At 73.5% G+C, this 14,523-nt stretch carries 13 protein-coding genes and 2 riboswitches; of the genes, 2 read left to right on the top strand and 11 right to left on the bottom strand.

Translation table 11 applies throughout. From position 1 onward, the window contains the following. Positions 1 to 211 precede the first annotated feature (211 nt). From ACIQOU_RS00315 to ACIQOU_RS00290, 6 genes are all read right to left on the bottom strand, one after another. A complete protein-coding gene (locus ACIQOU_RS00315) occupies positions 212 to 994 on the bottom strand; it encodes an ABC transporter ATP-binding protein (RefSeq protein ID WP_401532574.1) in 783 nt (260 codons plus the stop codon). After that, complete coding sequence (locus tag ACIQOU_RS00310; protein WP_401532572.1) at positions 991 to 2,004, bottom strand: FecCD family ABC transporter permease; 1,014 nt, start codon at positions 2,002 to 2,004, stop codon at positions 991 to 993. The genes ACIQOU_RS00315 and ACIQOU_RS00310 overlap by 4 nt, the downstream gene beginning before the upstream one ends. Continuing rightward, the gene (locus ACIQOU_RS00305; RefSeq protein WP_401532571.1) at positions 2,001 to 3,041 is read right to left on the bottom strand and encodes an ABC transporter substrate-binding protein; all 1,041 of its coding nucleotides are present in this window, start codon (positions 3,039 to 3,041) and stop codon (positions 2,001 to 2,003) included. Before ACIQOU_RS00305 ends, ACIQOU_RS00310 begins: the two co-directional genes overlap by 4 nt. A gap of 57 nt (positions 3,042 to 3,098) precedes the next feature. Further along, a riboswitch (cobalamin riboswitch) is annotated at positions 3,099 to 3,276 on the bottom strand. 177 nt (positions 3,277 to 3,453) lie between these two features. Beyond that, a complete protein-coding gene (locus ACIQOU_RS00300) occupies positions 3,454 to 4,206 on the bottom strand; it encodes a CbtA family protein (protein ID WP_401532570.1) in 753 nt (250 codons plus the stop codon). A 20-nt stretch (positions 4,207 to 4,226) separates the two neighbouring features. Next, positions 4,227 to 4,442 carry a CbtB-domain containing protein gene (locus tag ACIQOU_RS00295; RefSeq protein ID WP_401532569.1) on the bottom strand — a complete coding sequence of 72 codons (216 nt, stop codon included), beginning with the start codon at positions 4,440 to 4,442 and terminating at the stop codon, positions 4,227 to 4,229. A gap of 41 nt (positions 4,443 to 4,483) precedes the next feature. Continuing rightward, positions 4,484 to 4,632, bottom strand: a riboswitch (cobalamin riboswitch). Positions 4,633 to 4,669: 37 nt separating this feature from the next. Next, positions 4,670 to 8,044, bottom strand: coding sequence for a pyruvate carboxylase (locus ACIQOU_RS00290; RefSeq protein ID WP_401532568.1), 3,375 nt, complete (start codon positions 8,042 to 8,044; stop codon positions 4,670 to 4,672). A gap of 129 nt (positions 8,045 to 8,173) precedes the next feature. Between ACIQOU_RS00290 and ACIQOU_RS00285 the strand changes: the two genes are divergently transcribed. Next, positions 8,174 to 8,533: a DUF779 domain-containing protein gene (locus ACIQOU_RS00285; protein WP_401532567.1), complete on the top strand. Its 360-nt coding sequence runs from the start codon at positions 8,174 to 8,176 to the stop codon at positions 8,531 to 8,533. A gap of 75 nt (positions 8,534 to 8,608) precedes the next feature. Continuing rightward, entirely contained in the window at positions 8,609 to 9,841 is a 1,233-nt protein-coding gene (locus tag ACIQOU_RS00280) for a phosphodiester glycosidase family protein (RefSeq protein WP_401532565.1), read from the top strand. A gap of 12 nt (positions 9,842 to 9,853) precedes the next feature. Here ACIQOU_RS00280 and ACIQOU_RS00275 read toward each other — a convergent pair whose 3' ends face one another. The 5 genes from ACIQOU_RS00275 to ACIQOU_RS00255 form a co-directional block, all read right to left on the bottom strand. Next, the gene (locus ACIQOU_RS00275) at positions 9,854 to 10,045 is read right to left on the bottom strand and encodes a hypothetical protein (RefSeq protein ID WP_401532564.1); all 192 of its coding nucleotides are present in this window, start codon (positions 10,043 to 10,045) and stop codon (positions 9,854 to 9,856) included. Positions 10,046 to 10,147: 102 nt separating this feature from the next. Next, complete coding sequence (locus ACIQOU_RS00270) at positions 10,148 to 11,011, bottom strand: phosphatidylinositol-specific phospholipase C/glycerophosphodiester phosphodiesterase family protein (RefSeq protein WP_401532563.1); 864 nt, start codon at positions 11,009 to 11,011, stop codon at positions 10,148 to 10,150. A 181-nt stretch (positions 11,012 to 11,192) separates the two neighbouring features. Then, positions 11,193 to 12,275 (bottom strand): acyl-CoA dehydrogenase family protein, encoded by a 1,083-nt coding sequence (locus tag ACIQOU_RS00265; protein WP_401532562.1) that lies wholly within the window; start codon positions 12,273 to 12,275, stop codon positions 11,193 to 11,195. Further along, positions 12,272 to 13,459, bottom strand: coding sequence for an acyl-CoA dehydrogenase family protein (locus ACIQOU_RS00260; RefSeq protein ID WP_401532561.1), 1,188 nt, complete (start codon positions 13,457 to 13,459; stop codon positions 12,272 to 12,274). The genes ACIQOU_RS00265 and ACIQOU_RS00260 overlap by 4 nt, the downstream gene beginning before the upstream one ends. Next, on the bottom strand, positions 13,456 to 14,460 hold the full coding sequence (locus tag ACIQOU_RS00255; RefSeq protein WP_401532560.1) for an NADPH:quinone oxidoreductase family protein: 1,005 nt from the start codon (positions 14,458 to 14,460) through the stop codon (positions 13,456 to 13,458). Before ACIQOU_RS00255 ends, ACIQOU_RS00260 begins: the two co-directional genes overlap by 4 nt. Between the last annotated feature and the right edge of the window lie 63 nt (positions 14,461 to 14,523).

Below are 14,523 nucleotides of genomic sequence, written 5' to 3'. Positions count from 1 at the left end.
GTTCCTCCAGCTGGGGCGGAAGTCTCCGGGCGCGGGTGACGATGCCCGGAACAACGACCCGCTCCCCCGGATCGAACACACGTGTTTCAGTCGTATCCCCGACCGCCCGCGCCCGCCCCGCTCCCCCTCCCACCCCGGGTCCCGCCCGGCGCGCGCCCCTCGACAGGTGGCCGAATCTCCACGCTCCCCGGGCGCAGGGGAGCCGTCGGCCTCAGCCGGGCTCCCCCACCGCAGCCCTGCGCACGAAACGGATCACCGGGTGCCCGGGATCGTGGCTCACCTCGGCGCGGACGCCGTAGACGTCGGCGATCAGGGCCGGGGTCAGGACGTCGGCCGGGGTGCCCTCCGCGATCACGCGGCCCGCGCGGAGCACGAGGAGGCGGTCGCAGTACATCGCGGCGAGGTTGAGGTCGTGCAGGGCGATCACCGTGGTGACCGGCAGCTCGGCGATCAGGTCGAGCAGGTCCAACTGGTGCTGGATGTCGAGGTGGTTGGTCGGCTCGTCGAGCAGGAGTTCCCGGGGCTGCTGGGCCAACGCCCGGGCGATCTGGGCGCGTTGGCGTTCGCCGCCGGAGAGGGTGTGCCAGGACTGGGCGGCCCGGTCGGTGAGGCCGGTGCGCTCCAGGGCGTCGGTGACCGCCCGGGCGTCGGTCGGGGACGCGGGTGTCCAGGCGCGCCGGTGCGGGATGCGGCCGAGGGCGACGACATCGCGGACGGTCAGTTCGGTGAGGGTGTGGGTGTGCTGCTCGACGGTGGCGACCCGGCGGGCGGTGGCCCGGCGCCCCAGCTCCGGCAGCGGGCGCCCGTCCAGGGTGACGACGCCCGTGCTCGGGGCGAGGACACCGGCCAGCATCCGCAGCAGGGTCGACTTCCCGGAGCCGTTGGGCCCGAGCAGCCCGACGGTCTCCCCGGCGTCGGCGGTGAGGGTGACGCCGTCGACGATGACCCGGCCGTCGAGGCGGCGGGTGACGCGGTCCGCGGCGAGGCCGGTCATGCCTTGCCCCGGCCCCGGTGGAGCACCGCGACGAACACGGGCACGCCGATGAGGGACGTCACCACGCCCACCGGCACCTCCTGCGGGTCGAGAACGGTACGGGCCGCCGTGTCCACCCACACCAGGAAGACGGCGCCGGTCAGCGCGGTGACCGGCAGCAGCCGGGCGTGCCCGGAGCCGGTGAGGGCGCGGGTGAGGTGCGGCAGGACCAGGCCGACGAAGCCGATCGCGCCGGCGCAGCTGACCAGGACCGCCGTCAGCAGCGCCGTCACGGAGAGCAGGACCAGCCGGGTCCTGGCGACATGGACGCCGAGCCCGGCCGCGGCCTCCGCCCCGAAGGCGAACGCGTCGAGGGTGCGGGCGTGCCCGAGGCACACCACGAGGGTGCCGGCGAGGACGGCGGCGCACAGCGCGACCTGCCCCCAGTCGGCGCCGGTGAGCGAGCCGAGCAGCCAGAACAGGACGCCCCGGGTGGTCTCGGCGTCGGCGGAGGTGAGGACGACGAACGAGGTCAGCGCGGAGAACAGCTGCATCGCGGCGACGCCGGAGAGGACCACGCGGTCGGTGGAGCCGCCGAGGGTGTGGCTGAGGATCAGCACGAGGCCGAAGGAGAGCACCGCGCCGAGGAACGCGCCGGACGACAGCGACACCGCTCCCCCGCCCACGCCGAGGACGACGACCGCGACCGCGCCGGTGGAGGCGCCGGAGGAGACGCCGAGGACGAAGGGGTCGGCGAGCGGGTTGCGCAGCAGGGACTGCATGACCGCGCCGCACACCGCGAGCCCGGCGCCGCACACGGCGGCGAGCAGGGTGCGCGGCATCCGCAGGTCCCACACGATGCCGTCGCGCAGCGGGGCGAGGCCGCTGTCCCCGATGCCGAGGTGGGCGGCGACGGCCGTCCACACGTCGCCGGTGGAGATGTCGGCGGGCCCGATGGTGACGGCGACGGCGATGGACACGAGCAGCGCGGAGAGTCCCCCGGCCGACAGCAGGGCGACGCGGACCCTCACTGGCTGAGCCCGAACTCCCGCAGGGCGGCGGCGACCTGCTCGATCCCCTCGACGGTACGGATGGAAGGGTTCATGGCCTGGCCGCTGAGTCTCACGAACCGCTTCTTCTTGACGGCGGTGAGGTTGCGGGTGACCGGGTTGGTCTCCAGGAAGCGGATCTTGGCCGCGGCGGTCTCGGCGGTCTGCTGCTTGCGGGTGAGGTCGCCGAGGACGATGACGTCGGGGTTCCGGTCGGCGATGGTCTCCCAGTTGATCTGGGGCCACTCGTCGTGGGTGTCGGCGAAGACGTTCTTCGCGCCGACCGCGCGGGTGATGGCGCCCGGGGCGCCGCAGCAGCCGGCGAGGTAGGGCGACTGGGAGTTGGCGTACCAGTACATGACGGAGACGTCGGAGGCGTGCAGGCCGGTGGTGGCCTTGGTGACCCGCGCCTTGAGCCGTTCGACGAGCTTCTCGCCCCGGGCCTCGACGCCGAAGGCACGGGCGAGGTCGCGGATCTCGCCGTACACGGCGTCGAGGGTGAGCGGCTTGCTGCGGGAGCCGTCGCCGCCGGTGTCGTTGTCCTTGCCCTCGGAGCAGTCGGACGGGGAGACATAGGTGGGCACGCCGAGCTTCTCGAACTGTTCGCGGCTGGCGACGCCGCCCTTGCCGAGGGTGGAGACGAAGGAGGCGGTGACGAAGTCGGGCTCGGCGGCCAGCACCTTCTCGAACGAGGGGTTGTTGTCGGCGAGGCGCGGGACGCTCGCGTTGGCCTTCTCCAGGCCCTTCATCACCGGGTCGGTCCACGTGGCGGTGCCGGCCATGCGGTCGGCGAGGCCGAGGGAGAGCAGGATCTCGGTGGTGCCCTGGTTGAGGGAGACGGCGCGCTTCGGTGCCGTTTCGAGGGTGACCTTGTGCCCGCAGTTGGTGAGGGTGACCGGGAATCCGGCGGCGGCGGACGCGCCGTCCTCGGCGGTGCCGCTTCCGGAGCCGCCGCAGGCGGTGATCAGGACGGCGGGGGCGAGCAGGAGCGCCGCGGTACGGCGGGCGGAACGGAACACGGGTACGCCTCGGTGGTCGGGGCTCGTACGCGGAGCCTTGCCTACGGGTGCCCTCCGCGGGGGTGCGGAGGTGCCAGCAGGTCTTCGGACTCGGGTTCGTCCGGCCGGGGCGCCTTCCCGGTCTCCCAGTGGCTGTCGTGCCCCGCCCGTCCCCCTCACCGCTGCGCGTCAGTTCCGGGTTCGCACCGGATTCCCTGGCCTCGGGTGTGGCTCGACTGGCGCCCCGAGGCTATCAACACGCCGGTGCGGGGCGGGATGTCGGGTACGTGACGCACCTCTCGGTCCGGGGAGGTCCCGGGAGGTCGCGGGGAGGGTCGCAGGGGTCGCAGGGGTCACAGGGGTCGCAGGGGGTACGGGTAAGGGCCCGCGGACGGGTCCGTGGGCCCTTTGCACGGGGTCGCCCGTGGCCGGTTCAGTGGGCGGCGGGGACGGCCGTACCGGCGGCGACGGTGGCGGGCTTCGGGTGGAGGACCCGTTCCGCGAGTTCCCCGAAGAGGAGTCCGAAGCCGGTCCACAGGCTGATCTGGATGGCGAGCGCGGCGAGCCGGAACCGCCACAGGACGCTCGCCGGGAAGTCCGCGGGGACCTCGTCGACGACCGGCAGGAACGCGAAGGCGAGGCCGATCACGACGGCGAACGCGGTGATCGCGGCGACCGTGGCCCACCAGTTCCCGAGCCTCGGGGCGAGCCGCTTGCCCAGCAGGGTCGCGGCGATCGCGAGGAGCACGCTGAGGAGCATCATCAGGAAGTACAGGGTGGTGCGCCGGCCGATGGTGTCGGGGTTGCCGACGGCGGGCGGGTTGGCCGGGTACTTCAGGAACGGCACGACGTAGACGGCGAGCAGGGCGCAGCCGGAGAGCAGCAGCGCGGTGGCCCGGGGGCCGAAGCGGCCGACCCGGCCGAGGGCGAAGCAGTAGGCGAGCGCGGCGATGCCGCCGAAGGCGACCCCGTAGACCAGGACGCCGGTGGCGAGTCCCGCGGTGGACTGGAGGGAGCGGGAGACTACGGCCATCTCGTGCTCGTGGGAGTGCGCCGCCTCGAAGCCGATCGCCTTGTCGACATACGGCTCGCCGAGGAGATAGGCGACGACCAGGGCGAGCAGTCCGGCGCCGAGGCCCGCGAGCATGCCGCGGACGAGGAGGTTTCTTACCGTTGCGGAGTTCATGGGTGTGCGGCGTCCCTCGGTCAGTGGCAGGGGAAGCCGAGCAGGTGGCGGGCGTCGTGGACCCACTCGTGGACGTCCTCGCCGGAGACCACGGAGGTGGCGCCCTGTTCGGCGCCGACGAAGTACAGCAGGACCAGCATGAGGACGCCGAAGAACACCGCCCACGGAACGATGTCCCGCAGGGGCAGCTTGGCCGGGGCCAGGGTGGTGGTCGGCGGAGCGACGGTCTGCGCCATGGCAGGACCTCCTCTGGGAGTTCGCGTCCCAACTCGGTGGTGCACAGGACGACGGACACGGGTCTGACTCACGGCCGCCCGGGTCGGGGCGGGGCGTTCACAGTGGCGCGACCGTGCCGGATTCACACCGGCTTCCGCATGCTGTCGTTCGATTTCGGTGTGACGCTACCCCGTGACACGGGCATGGCCAAGACCACCCCGTGTCACATCAGGGCAAACCCTCGTGGTCAGTCGAGTTCGACGAGGAGGTCGCCGCCCTCGACCTGCTGAATCCGGGTGATGGCGAGGCGGGTCACCCGGCCGCCCCGGGGTGCGGTGATCGAGGCCTCCATCTTCATCGCCTCGATGGTGGCGACGGTCGCCCCGGCCGCGACCTCGTCGCCCTCGGCGACGGAGAGGGTGACGACTCCGGCGAACGGCGCCGCGACATGGCCGTCGTTGCCCCGGTCGGCCTTCTCGGTGGCCGGGATGTCGGAGGCGGCGGCCCGGTCGCGGACCTGGATGGGCCTCAACTGTCCGTTGAGGGTGGACATCACGGTGCGCATCCCGCGTTCGTCGGCCTCACCGACCGCCTCCAGCTCGATCAGCAGCCGGACGCCGGGGTCGAGGTCGACGGCGTACTCCTTGCCGGGGCGCAGCCCGTAGAAGAAGTCCTTGCTGTCCAGGACGCCGGTGTCGCCGTAGGTCTGGCGGTGGGTGTCGAAGTCGCGGGTCGGGCCGGGAAACAGCAGCCGGTTGAGGGTGGCACGCGGGGTCTTCTCCAGGCCCTCGCGGTCCTCGTCGGTCAGTTCCTGGACGGGCTTGGCGGCGGCGCGGCCCTCCAGGGCGCGGCTGCGGAACGGCTCGGGCCAGCCGCCGGGCGGGGTGCCGAGGTCGCCGCGGAGGAAGCCGATGACGGAGTCCGGGATGTCGTACCGGCCCGGCGTGGCCTCGAAGTCGGCCGGGTCGACCCCGGCGCCGACCAGGTGCAGGGCGAGGTCGCCGACGACCTTGGAGGACGGGGTGACCTTGACGAGGCGGCCCAGCATCCGGTCGGCCGCCTCGTACATGGACTCGATGTCCTCGAAGCGGTCACCGAGGCCGAGCGCGACGGCCTGGGTGCGCAGGTTGGAGAGCTGCCCGCCGGGGATCTCGTGGTGGTAGACGCGCCCGGTCGGGGAGGCGAGCCCCGCCTCGAAGGGCGCGTAGATCCGCCGGACGCTCTCCCAGTACGGTTCCAGGTCCCCGACGGCCTGGAGGTCGAGCCCGGTGGGCCGCGCCGAGTGGTCGGTGGCGGCGACGATCGCGGAGAGCGACGGCTGTGAGGTGGTCCCGGCCATGGAGGCGACGGCGCCGTCGACCGCGTCCGCGCCCGCCTGGATCGCGGCGAGGTAGGTGGCGAGCTGACCGCCGGCCGTGTCGTGGGTGTGCAGATGGACCGGCAGCTCGAACTCCCGGCGCAGCGCGGCGACGAGGGTGGCGGCGGCCGGCGCCCGCAGCAGTCCCGCCATGTCCTTGACGGCCAGGACGTGCGCGCCGGCGTCGACGATCCGCTCGGCGAGGCGCAGATAGTAGTCGAGGGTGTAGAGCCGCTCGTTCGGGTCGGACAGGTCGGCGGTGTAGCAGAGGGCGACCTCGGCGACGGCGGTCCCGGTGGCCCGGACGGCGTCGATGGCGGGGCGCATCTGGCCGACGTCGTTGAGGGCGTCGAAGATGCGGAAGATGTCGACGCCGGTGGCGGCGGCCTCCTGCACGAAGGTGTCGGTCACCTCGGTCGGGTAGGGGGTGTAGCCGACGGTGTTGCGGCCGCGCAGCAGCATCTGGAGGCAGAGGTTGGGCACCGCCTCGCGCAGTGCGGCCAGCCGCTCCCAGGGGTCCTCGGCGAGGAAGCGGAGGGCGACGTCGTAGGTGGCGCCGCCCCAGCACTCCAGGGAGAGCAGTTCGGGCAGGGTGCGGGCGACGACGGGGGCGACGGCGAGGAGGTCCTTGGTGCGCACCCGGGTGGCGAGCAGCGACTGGTGGGCGTCGCGGAAGGTGGTGTCGGTGACGCCGAGGGTCGGTGATGCGCGCAGGGCGCGGGCGAAGCCTTCGGGGCCGAGTTCGACGAGCCGTTGCCGGGAGCCTGCGGGCGGTTCCCCGGCGGGCAGCGGCGGCAGCTTGGTGGCGGGGTCGATCAGCTCGGGCCGTTCGCCGTGCGGCTTGTTGACGGTGATGTCGGCGAGGTAGGTGAGCAGCTTGGTGCCCCGGTCGGCCGAGGAGCGGGCGGTCAGCAGGTGCGGGCGCTGCTCGATGAACGACGTCGTCACCCGGCCCGCCCGGAAGTCCGGGTCGTCCAGGACGGCCTGGAGGAACGGGATGTTGGTGGCGACGCCCCGGATGCGGAACTCGGCGACGGCGCGCCGGGCCCGGCCGATCGCGGCCGGGAAGTCCCGGCCCCGGCAGGTGAGCTTGACCAGCATGGAATCGAAGTGGGCGCTGATCTCGGTACCGGCGTGGGTGGTGCCGCCGTCGAGCCGGATGCCGGAGCCGCCCGGGGAGCGGTAGGCGCTGATCCGGCCGGTGTCGGGGCGGAAGCCGTTGGCGGGGTCCTCGGTGGTGATCCGGCACTGGAGGGCGGCGCCGTGCAGGGTGACGGTGTCCTGGGAGAGGCCGAGGTCGGCGAGGCTCTGGCCGGAGGCGATGCGCAGTTGGGCCTGGACGAGGTCGACGTCGGTGACCTCTTCGGTGACCGTGTGCTCGACCTGGATGCGCGGGTTCATCTCGATGAAGTGGTGGTGGCCGTCGCGGTCGACGAGGAACTCGACGGTGCCCGCGTTGCGGTAGCCGATCCGGCGGGCGAAGCGGACGGCGTCGGCGCACATCCTCTCGCGGAGGTCGGGGTCGAGGTGCGGCGCGGGCGCCATCTCGATGACCTTCTGGTGGCGTCGTTGGAGCGAGCAGTCGCGTTCGAAGAGGTGGATGACCTCGCCGTGGCCGTCGGCGAGGATCTGCACCTCGATGTGGCGGGGTTCGACGACCGCCTTCTCCAGGAAGACCGTCGGGTCGCCGAACGCGGAGGCGGCCTCGCGGGCCGCCGCCTCGATGGACTCGCGCAGGGTGGCCGGGTCCTCGACGCGCCGCATGCCGCGGCCGCCGCCGCCCGCGACCGCCTTCACGAACACCGGGAATCCGATCTCACCTGCGGCGCGGACGAGTTCGTCGACGTCGGTGGAGGGCGGGCAGGAGCCGAGCACGGGGACGCCGGCCTCGCGGGCGGCGGCCACCGCGCGCGCCTTGTTGCCGGTCAGTTCCAGGGTCTGGGCGCTGGGGCCGACGAAGGTGATGCCGGCCTCTTCGCAGGCGCGGGCCAGTTCCGGGTTCTCGGACAGGAAGCCGTAGCCGGGGTAGACGGCGTCGGCGCCCGACTCGCGGGCCGCGCGGACGATCTCCTCGACGGAGAGGTAGGCCCGCACCGGGTGGCCGGGTTGGCCGATCTCGTAGGCCTCGTCGGCCTTGAGCCGGTGCAGCGAGTTGCGGTCCTCGTGCGGGAAGACGGCGACCGTGCGGGCGCCCAGCTCGTAGCCGGCGCGGAACGCCCTGATCGCGATCTCACCCCGGTTGGCGACCAGCACCTTGCGGAACATCGCGGCTCCCTTCAGCCTGCCGGTGGACGTGCACCATGGTGTCGGTGACCCGGGGGCCACGCCATGTGAGCCACGCCACTCGGCGCGGTGCAACTCCTTCGCAACGTCGGCCGTGGTGCCGTGGGCGGTATGGACGAGCAGACGCCCCGCGTCGAACTGACCCCGGCCGCCGCCGATCTGCTGCGGCGGCTGCACGCGGTCCACGGCCCGCTGATGTTCCACCAGTCGGGCGGCTGCTGTGATGGCAGCGCCCCCATGTGCTATCTGGCCGGTGAGTTCCGCACCGGCGGCTCCGATGTGCTGCTGGCGCGGCTGCGGGTCGACGGGGTCGAGGAGCCGGTGCCGTTCTGGATGGCGCGGGACCAGTTCGCGCGCTGGAGCCACACGCGGCTGATCATCGACGTCGTAGCGGGTCGCGGCGGCGGTTTCTCGCTGGAGGCGCCCGAGGGGGTGCGGTTCCTCACCCGTTCTCGTGTAGTCGGCGCATAGGAAGCTCCCGCGCCGCCCCTTTCTGCTGCACTTCCCTTGAGACCCAAGCGAGTTGACGCGACTTCAAGGGGAGACATGACGCACCGTCAAAGACGTTTCGGGGCGCACCGCGTGGTGGCCGTCCTTCTCACCGTGCTCGGGCTGCTGGCCGGTGCCGCCCTGGTGGGCGCGGCACCGGCCGGTGCCCTTCAGCGCGGTACCGCGCTCGCCCGGGGCGTCGGCTACTGGCAGTACGACCTCCAGGGGGCCCAGGGCACCGTCCACGCGCATGTGCTGTCCGTCGATCTGCGGGCCGCGCGGGCCGGTCTGCTGTACCCGGGGAAGGTGGCCGCGCGGGCCACGGTGTCCGCGATGGCCGACACCCAGGGCGCGGTCGCGGGCGTCAACGGCGACTTCTTCAACATCAGCGAGGCCCAGCATCCGGGCGTCGAGGCGACCGGCGCGGCCGTCGGACCGGCGATCGCTGAGGGCCGGGTGCTGAAGTCGGCGGTGCCGGACGGGCAGCGGTTCGGTCCGGCGCTGCCGCCGGGTGCGACGACCCGGGACGTGTTCGGGGTGGGCGTCGACGGCCGGGCACGGCTCGACCGGCTGAGCCTCGCCGGGTCGGTGCGTACACCCACCGAGCGGCTGCCGCTCGGCGGTCTCAACCAGTACGCGCTGCCGGTGGACTCGATCGGCGCGTTCACCAGCGACTGGGGGGAGGCCTCCCGGGTGCGGGCGACCTGCGGCACGGACACCGACCGGGCCGCCGGATGCAGCACGGACACCTCGGAGGTGACGGTCCGCCGGGGCCGGGTGGTGTCGGTGACCGACCGTCCCGGTGGGGGTGCGATCGCGGCCGGGACGACGGTCCTGGTCGGGCGGGAGGCGGGCGCGCGCGAGCTGCGGACGTTCGTCGTGGGCGAGCGGGTGGCGGTGACGCACCGGCTGGTCGCGGCCGGCTCCGGGGTGCCGTACCGCTTCGCGCTCGGCGGGTATCCGGTGCTGCGCGGCGGGGTGCCGGTGGCCGGGCTCGACGACCGGACGTCCGCCGTGCGCACCGCGGTGGGCACGGCGGACGGCGGACGGCGGCTGCTGCTGTTCGCGCTCGACGGCGCCCCCGCCTACCGCAGCGGACTGACCCTGGCCGAGGTGGCCTCGGCGCTGCGGGCGGCGGGCGCGGTGGACGCGTTCAGCCTGGACGGCGGCGGTTCGACGACGCTGGTGGCGCGGGAGCCGGGCGCCGCCGGGGTGTCCGTGCGCAACCATCCGACGGACGCCCCGGAGCGGGCCGTCGCGGGCGGCATCGGGGTGTTCGCCCGGCCGTGACCGCGCCCGGCGTCACGGGTGCAGGCTGCCGACGAGGTCGGCGGTGGCCGTGACGCCGCTGTGGATGGTCGGGCCGAGGCTGGTGCCGGCCAGGAAGAACCCGAACAGCGCGCAGATGATGCCGTGCGAGGTCTTCAGACCGTTCTTCAGGAAGATCACCACCAGGATCAGCAGGAACAGCACCGCAGAGATGGAAATCGCCATCGTCGCCCTCCTCCGCCACGCCCGTTTCGCGGCATTCGGCCGCAAGTGTGACGTAGCGGAGGGTCCCTCGGGGCCCGCGACCTGTCCTCCGAACGTGTGGTTCTACCGCGCGGGGGAGGCGTCCAGGAACGTTTCGAGCCCGGCGAGGTCGTCGGTGTTGAGGTGGTCGACACCGGCGGCCAGCAACGCGCCCCACAGCGCGTCCCGGGCGGGCCCGGCGACATCGGGGGTGGCCCACAGCCGCACCCGCTGCCCACGGGCGTGCGCGGCGGCGACGATGCCGCGCAGCCTGGTCCGTTCGGCGTCCGGGAACGCGCCCTCGCCCAGCCAGCTGAAGTTGCTGGTCCAGTTGTCGCTGATCAACGGGATGAGCGAGGCCGGCGCGGAGGTGCCGAGGTCGGCGAGGCGGCCGTCGTAGAAGGCGAGCCGGACGGTCTGCGCCTCCAGGGGGACGCGGGCCGCCCGGTCGCCGGAGATCACGGCGGTGACCGGCCCGGGGTGGACGCGGCCGTGCGCGTAGCTGGTGAACAGGTGCCGGTAGCGGCGCAGATGGCGGTCGAGTTCCCGGTAGGTGGCCGCGCCCTCGGTCTTGATGTCGATGAGCAGTTGGAGCGGCCTGCGGTGGCCCCGGTAGACGGAGCCGTGGTGGGCCTCGACCAGGGCGGCGAGGGAGTCGAGGTAGAGGGACTCCAGGGTGCGGGTCGGGTCCAGGTCGGCGGGGTCGTGGGCGACGAGGAGCTGGTCGCCGACGAGGTAGATGTCGGCCTCGACGCTGCCGAAGCGGTGGTCGAGGGCGTCGAAGAGGGGGCGCTCGTGGTCGTAGTCGTTGTGGGCGTGGGCGTTCCACAACGGGCCTCGCGGGCGGGGCCGTCGGGCGGCGAAGGCGCTCGGGGCGGGCGGGGCGAGCACCAGGCCCGCGGCGGCGCCGAGGGTGGTGAGGGCGCCGCGGCGTGTGAGGGGCGACATGGTCGGCCTCCCTGGGGGCGGGGACGGGACAGAGCCACCGGGAGTATGGGCCCTGGCGGGCCCGAAAGGCCCCGTACGTGCCGGGAGTTGGCCGGAGTGCCGCTGCCTGTTCACTCCGTTCGCCGAGCGGCACGGAGAAGCCCGCCCGGCGTCGGGCGGGCTTCACCACGGGCGGCTCGGCTCAGGGGGCCTGGAGGTCGACCAGTGCGGCCAGTTCGGCGCGGTGGGCGCCCGCCGTGCCGTAGGCGAGCGAGTCGGCCTTGGCCCGCTTGAGGAAGAGGTGGGCCGGGTGCTCCCACGTCATGCCGATACCGGCGTGCAGCTGGAGCGCCTCCTCGGCGGCGTGCACGGCGACCGGCGCCGCGTAGGCCTGCGCGACCGTGACGGCCAGGTCGGCCTCCGCGTCACCGGCCAGCGCGTCGGCGGCGGCGCGGGCGGCGGCGCGGAGGTTGACGACCTCCAGCCACAGCTGGGCGAGCCGGTGCTTGAGCGCCTGGAACCCGCCGACCGGCCGGTTGAACTGCTTGCGCTCCTTCAGGTACCGCACGGTCTCGGTCAACGACCGGTCGGCGAGCCCGAGTTGCTCGGAGGCGAGCAGCCCGGCCCCGGCCCGCAGCGCCCGGCGCACGGCGGGTCCCGCGTCGCCCACCCGGCGTCCGGCGGCCCCGTCTAGGGTGACGGTGGCGAGGGGGCGGGTGAGGTCCAGGGAGACCTGCGGGGCGACGGTGACGTCGGTGGCGTCGACCGCGTACAGGCCACCGTCGTCGGCGGGCACCAGCAGCAGATCGGCGACGGCCGCGTCCGCGATGCCGGTCAACTCGCCGTGCAGGACGCCGCCTTCGAGCCGCGCGGTGCGGAAGGGGGCGCCCGGCGCGAGGTGCAGGCCGACGGCCAGGGCGGCGATGGTGGGGGTGGACGCCAGCCGGGTGAGCAGGTCGTCGGCGCCGCACGCGAGGAGCGCCTCGGTGGCGACGACGGCGCTGGTCAGATACGGCACCGGCGCGACGGCCCGGCCCAACTCCTCCAGGACGACGGCGACTTCACGGTGGGAGGCGCCCTGCCCCGACAGCGACTCGGGGATCAGCAGGCCGGCCAGGCCCATGCCGTCGGCGAGGGACTTCCACAGCGGGAGGTCGTGCGGGGCGTCCGACTCGGACCGGGTGATCACGTCGGCCGCGTCGCAGTGGTCCGTGAGCAGGTCACGGACGGCCGCGCGCAGCGCCTCTTCCTCCTCGGAGTAGAGCAGGTCGGGCTGTGTGCTCATCGGGCCAGGTCCTTCCAGGCGACGTCCTTGTCGGTGCGCGGCTCGGCCGGCAGGCCCAGGACGCGTTCGGCGACGATGTTGAGCAGGATCTCGCTGGTCCCGCCCTCGATGCTGTTGCCCTTGGCGCGCAGATAGCGGTACCCGGCGCCCCGGCCGGTGAAGTCGACCAGTTCGGGGCGGCGCAGGGTCCAGTCGTCGTACAACAGCCCTTCCTCGCCGAGGAGTTCGATCTCCAGGCCGCTGATCTCCTGGTTGAGGCGGGCGAAGGCGAGCTTCATCCCGGCGCCCTCGGGTCCCGGCTGGCCGACGGTGAGTTGCTGGCGCAGGCGTTCGGCGGTGAGGCGGGCGACCTCGGCCTCGACCCAGAGCTTCAGGAGCCGCTGGTGCAGGTCGTGGGTGCGCAGGTCGGGGCGGGCGCGCCAGGTCTCGACGACCGGGCCGATCATGCCGCCCTCGCGGGGCAGCCGCATGCCGCCGATGGCGACGCGTTCGTTGTTGAGGGTGGTCTGCGCGACCCGCCAGCCGTCGCCGACCGCGCCGAGGCGGTGGGCGTCGGGGATGCGGACGTCGGTGAGGAAGACCTCGTTGAACTCGGCCTCGCCGGTGATCTGGCGCAGCGGCCGCACCTCGACGCCCGGGTCGGTCATGTCGCACAGGAAGTAGGTGATGCCCGCGTGTTTGGGCACGTCCGGGTCGGTGCGGGCGATGAGGATCGCCCACCGGGCCACATGGGCGCTGGACGTCCACACCTTCTGCCCGTTGACGACCCAGTCGCCGCCGCTCTCCTGGACGGCCCGGGTGCCGAGCGCGGCGAGGTCGGACCCGGCGCCCGGCTCGCTGAACAGCTGGCACCAGACCTCCGCGCCGATCCACAGCGGCCGCAGGAACCGCTGCTTCTGCTCCTCGGTGCCGTACTTGAGGATGGTCGGGGCGGCCATGCCGAGGCCGATACCGATGCGGCGCGGGTCGTTGTCGGGGGCGTTCGCGGCGGCCAACTCGGCGTCCACGACGGCTTGCAGGGCGCGCGGGGCGTCGAGTCCGCCGAGGCCGGCCGGGTAGTGCACCCAGGCGAGCCCGGCGTCGAAGCGGGCCGTGAGGAAGTCGGCGGCGCCGGTGCTCTCCGGCGGGTGGGCGGCCAGCAACTCCCTGGTGCGGCGCGTCAGTTCAGCGGCGTCGATGGTCATGCGGCGGCTCCGTCCGGCAGGCCCGGCAGGGCCGGCAAGCCTGGCAAGCCCGGCAAGACACTGACCCGGCCGGTGGTGACACCGTCGCCGACGCGCTGTACGGCGTCGGCGGCGCCGGTGAGCGGGACGCGCGCGCTGACCAGGGGCCGGATGGCGCCCTCGGCGGCGAGTTCGGTGAGCCGCTCGTGGCAGTGCTGGATCAGCTTCGGGTTCTTGGTGCCGTACAGGCCCCAGTGCAGGCCGAGGATCGAGTAGTTCTTCACCAGCGCGTGGTTGAGCCCCGGGCTCGGGATGGTGCCGCCGGCGAAGCCGACGACCACGATCCGGCCCTCGAAGGCGACGACCTTGGTGGACTGGGTGTAGGCGTCGCCGCCGACGGGATCGTAGATCACGTCGGCGCCCCGGCCGCCGGTGGCCTCCTTGACCGCCCCGACCACGTCCTGGGCACGCCGGTCGATGACGATGTCGCAGCCCAACTCCCGTGCCACGGCGGCCTTTTCGGCGCCGCCGACGACCCCGATGACGGTCGCTCCCGCCGCCTTGCCGAGCTGGACGGCGGCGCTGCCGACGCCCCCGGCGGCGGCGTGCACGAGCAGGGTCTCGCCGGCCTCCAGACGGGCCCGGCGGTGCAGGCCGAACCAGCCGGTCTGGTAGCCGATGTGCAGCGCGGCGGCCTCGGCGTCGTCCAGTGTGTCCGGCGCGGGCAGCAGGGCGGCGGCGTCCGCGACGGCGTACTCGGCGAGGCCGCCGTGGGGCAGCGAGGGGGTGGCGAGGACGCGGCGGCCGTCCTCGGTCTCGCCGCAGATCTCCACGCCCGGGGTGAACGGCAGCGGCGGGCGCACCTGGTACTGGCCCCGGCACATCAGGACGTCCGGGAAGTTGATGGTGGCGGCCCGTACCTTCAGCAGGACCTGGCCGGCGGCGGGCGTGGGCGTCGCCACGTCCGCGAGCCGCATCACCTCGCTCGGCTCGCCGATCTCGTGCACTTGCCATGCCTGCATGCGGTGCCTCCACGGGACTGCGTCGTCTGACCGGGGTCCACCGCATACTAAGCGGTCGCTTGT

The sequence above is a fragment of the Streptomyces sp. NPDC091279 genome, assembly GCF_044757465.1.
In the GTDB taxonomy this organism is placed as follows: domain Bacteria; phylum Actinomycetota; class Actinomycetes; order Streptomycetales; family Streptomycetaceae; genus Streptomyces.
This window is presented reverse-complemented; position numbering and strand designations above follow the sequence as displayed.

Bases quoted from the DNA above. Each gene is read 5' to 3' on its own strand.
- ACIQOU_RS00315 (WP_401532574.1), bottom strand. From the start codon at position 994: ATGACCGGCCTCGCCGCGGACCGCGTCACCCGCCGCCTCGACGGCCGG.
- ACIQOU_RS00300 (WP_401532570.1), bottom strand. From the start codon at position 4,206: ATGAACTCCGCAACGGTAAGAAACCTCCTCGTCCGCGGCATGCTCGCG.
- ACIQOU_RS00295 (WP_401532569.1), bottom strand. From the start codon at position 4,442: ATGGCGCAGACCGTCGCTCCGCCGACCACCACCCTGGCCCCGGCCAAG.
- ACIQOU_RS00290 (WP_401532568.1), bottom strand. From the start codon at position 8,044: ATGTTCCGCAAGGTGCTGGTCGCCAACCGGGGTGAGATCGCGATCAGG.
- ACIQOU_RS00285 (WP_401532567.1), top strand. From the start codon at position 8,174: ATGGACGAGCAGACGCCCCGCGTCGAACTGACCCCGGCCGCCGCCGAT.
- ACIQOU_RS00280 (WP_401532565.1), top strand. From the start codon at position 8,609: ATGACGCACCGTCAAAGACGTTTCGGGGCGCACCGCGTGGTGGCCGTC.
- ACIQOU_RS00275 (WP_401532564.1), bottom strand. From the start codon at position 10,045: ATGGCGATTTCCATCTCTGCGGTGCTGTTCCTGCTGATCCTGGTGGTG.
- ACIQOU_RS00270 (WP_401532563.1), bottom strand. From the start codon at position 11,011: ATGTCGCCCCTCACACGCCGCGGCGCCCTCACCACCCTCGGCGCCGCC.
- ACIQOU_RS00265 (WP_401532562.1), bottom strand. From the start codon at position 12,275: ATGAGCACACAGCCCGACCTGCTCTACTCCGAGGAGGAAGAGGCGCTG.
- ACIQOU_RS00260 (WP_401532561.1), bottom strand. From the start codon at position 13,459: ATGACCATCGACGCCGCTGAACTGACGCGCCGCACCAGGGAGTTGCTG.
- ACIQOU_RS00255 (WP_401532560.1), bottom strand. From the start codon at position 14,460: ATGCAGGCATGGCAAGTGCACGAGATCGGCGAGCCGAGCGAGGTGATG.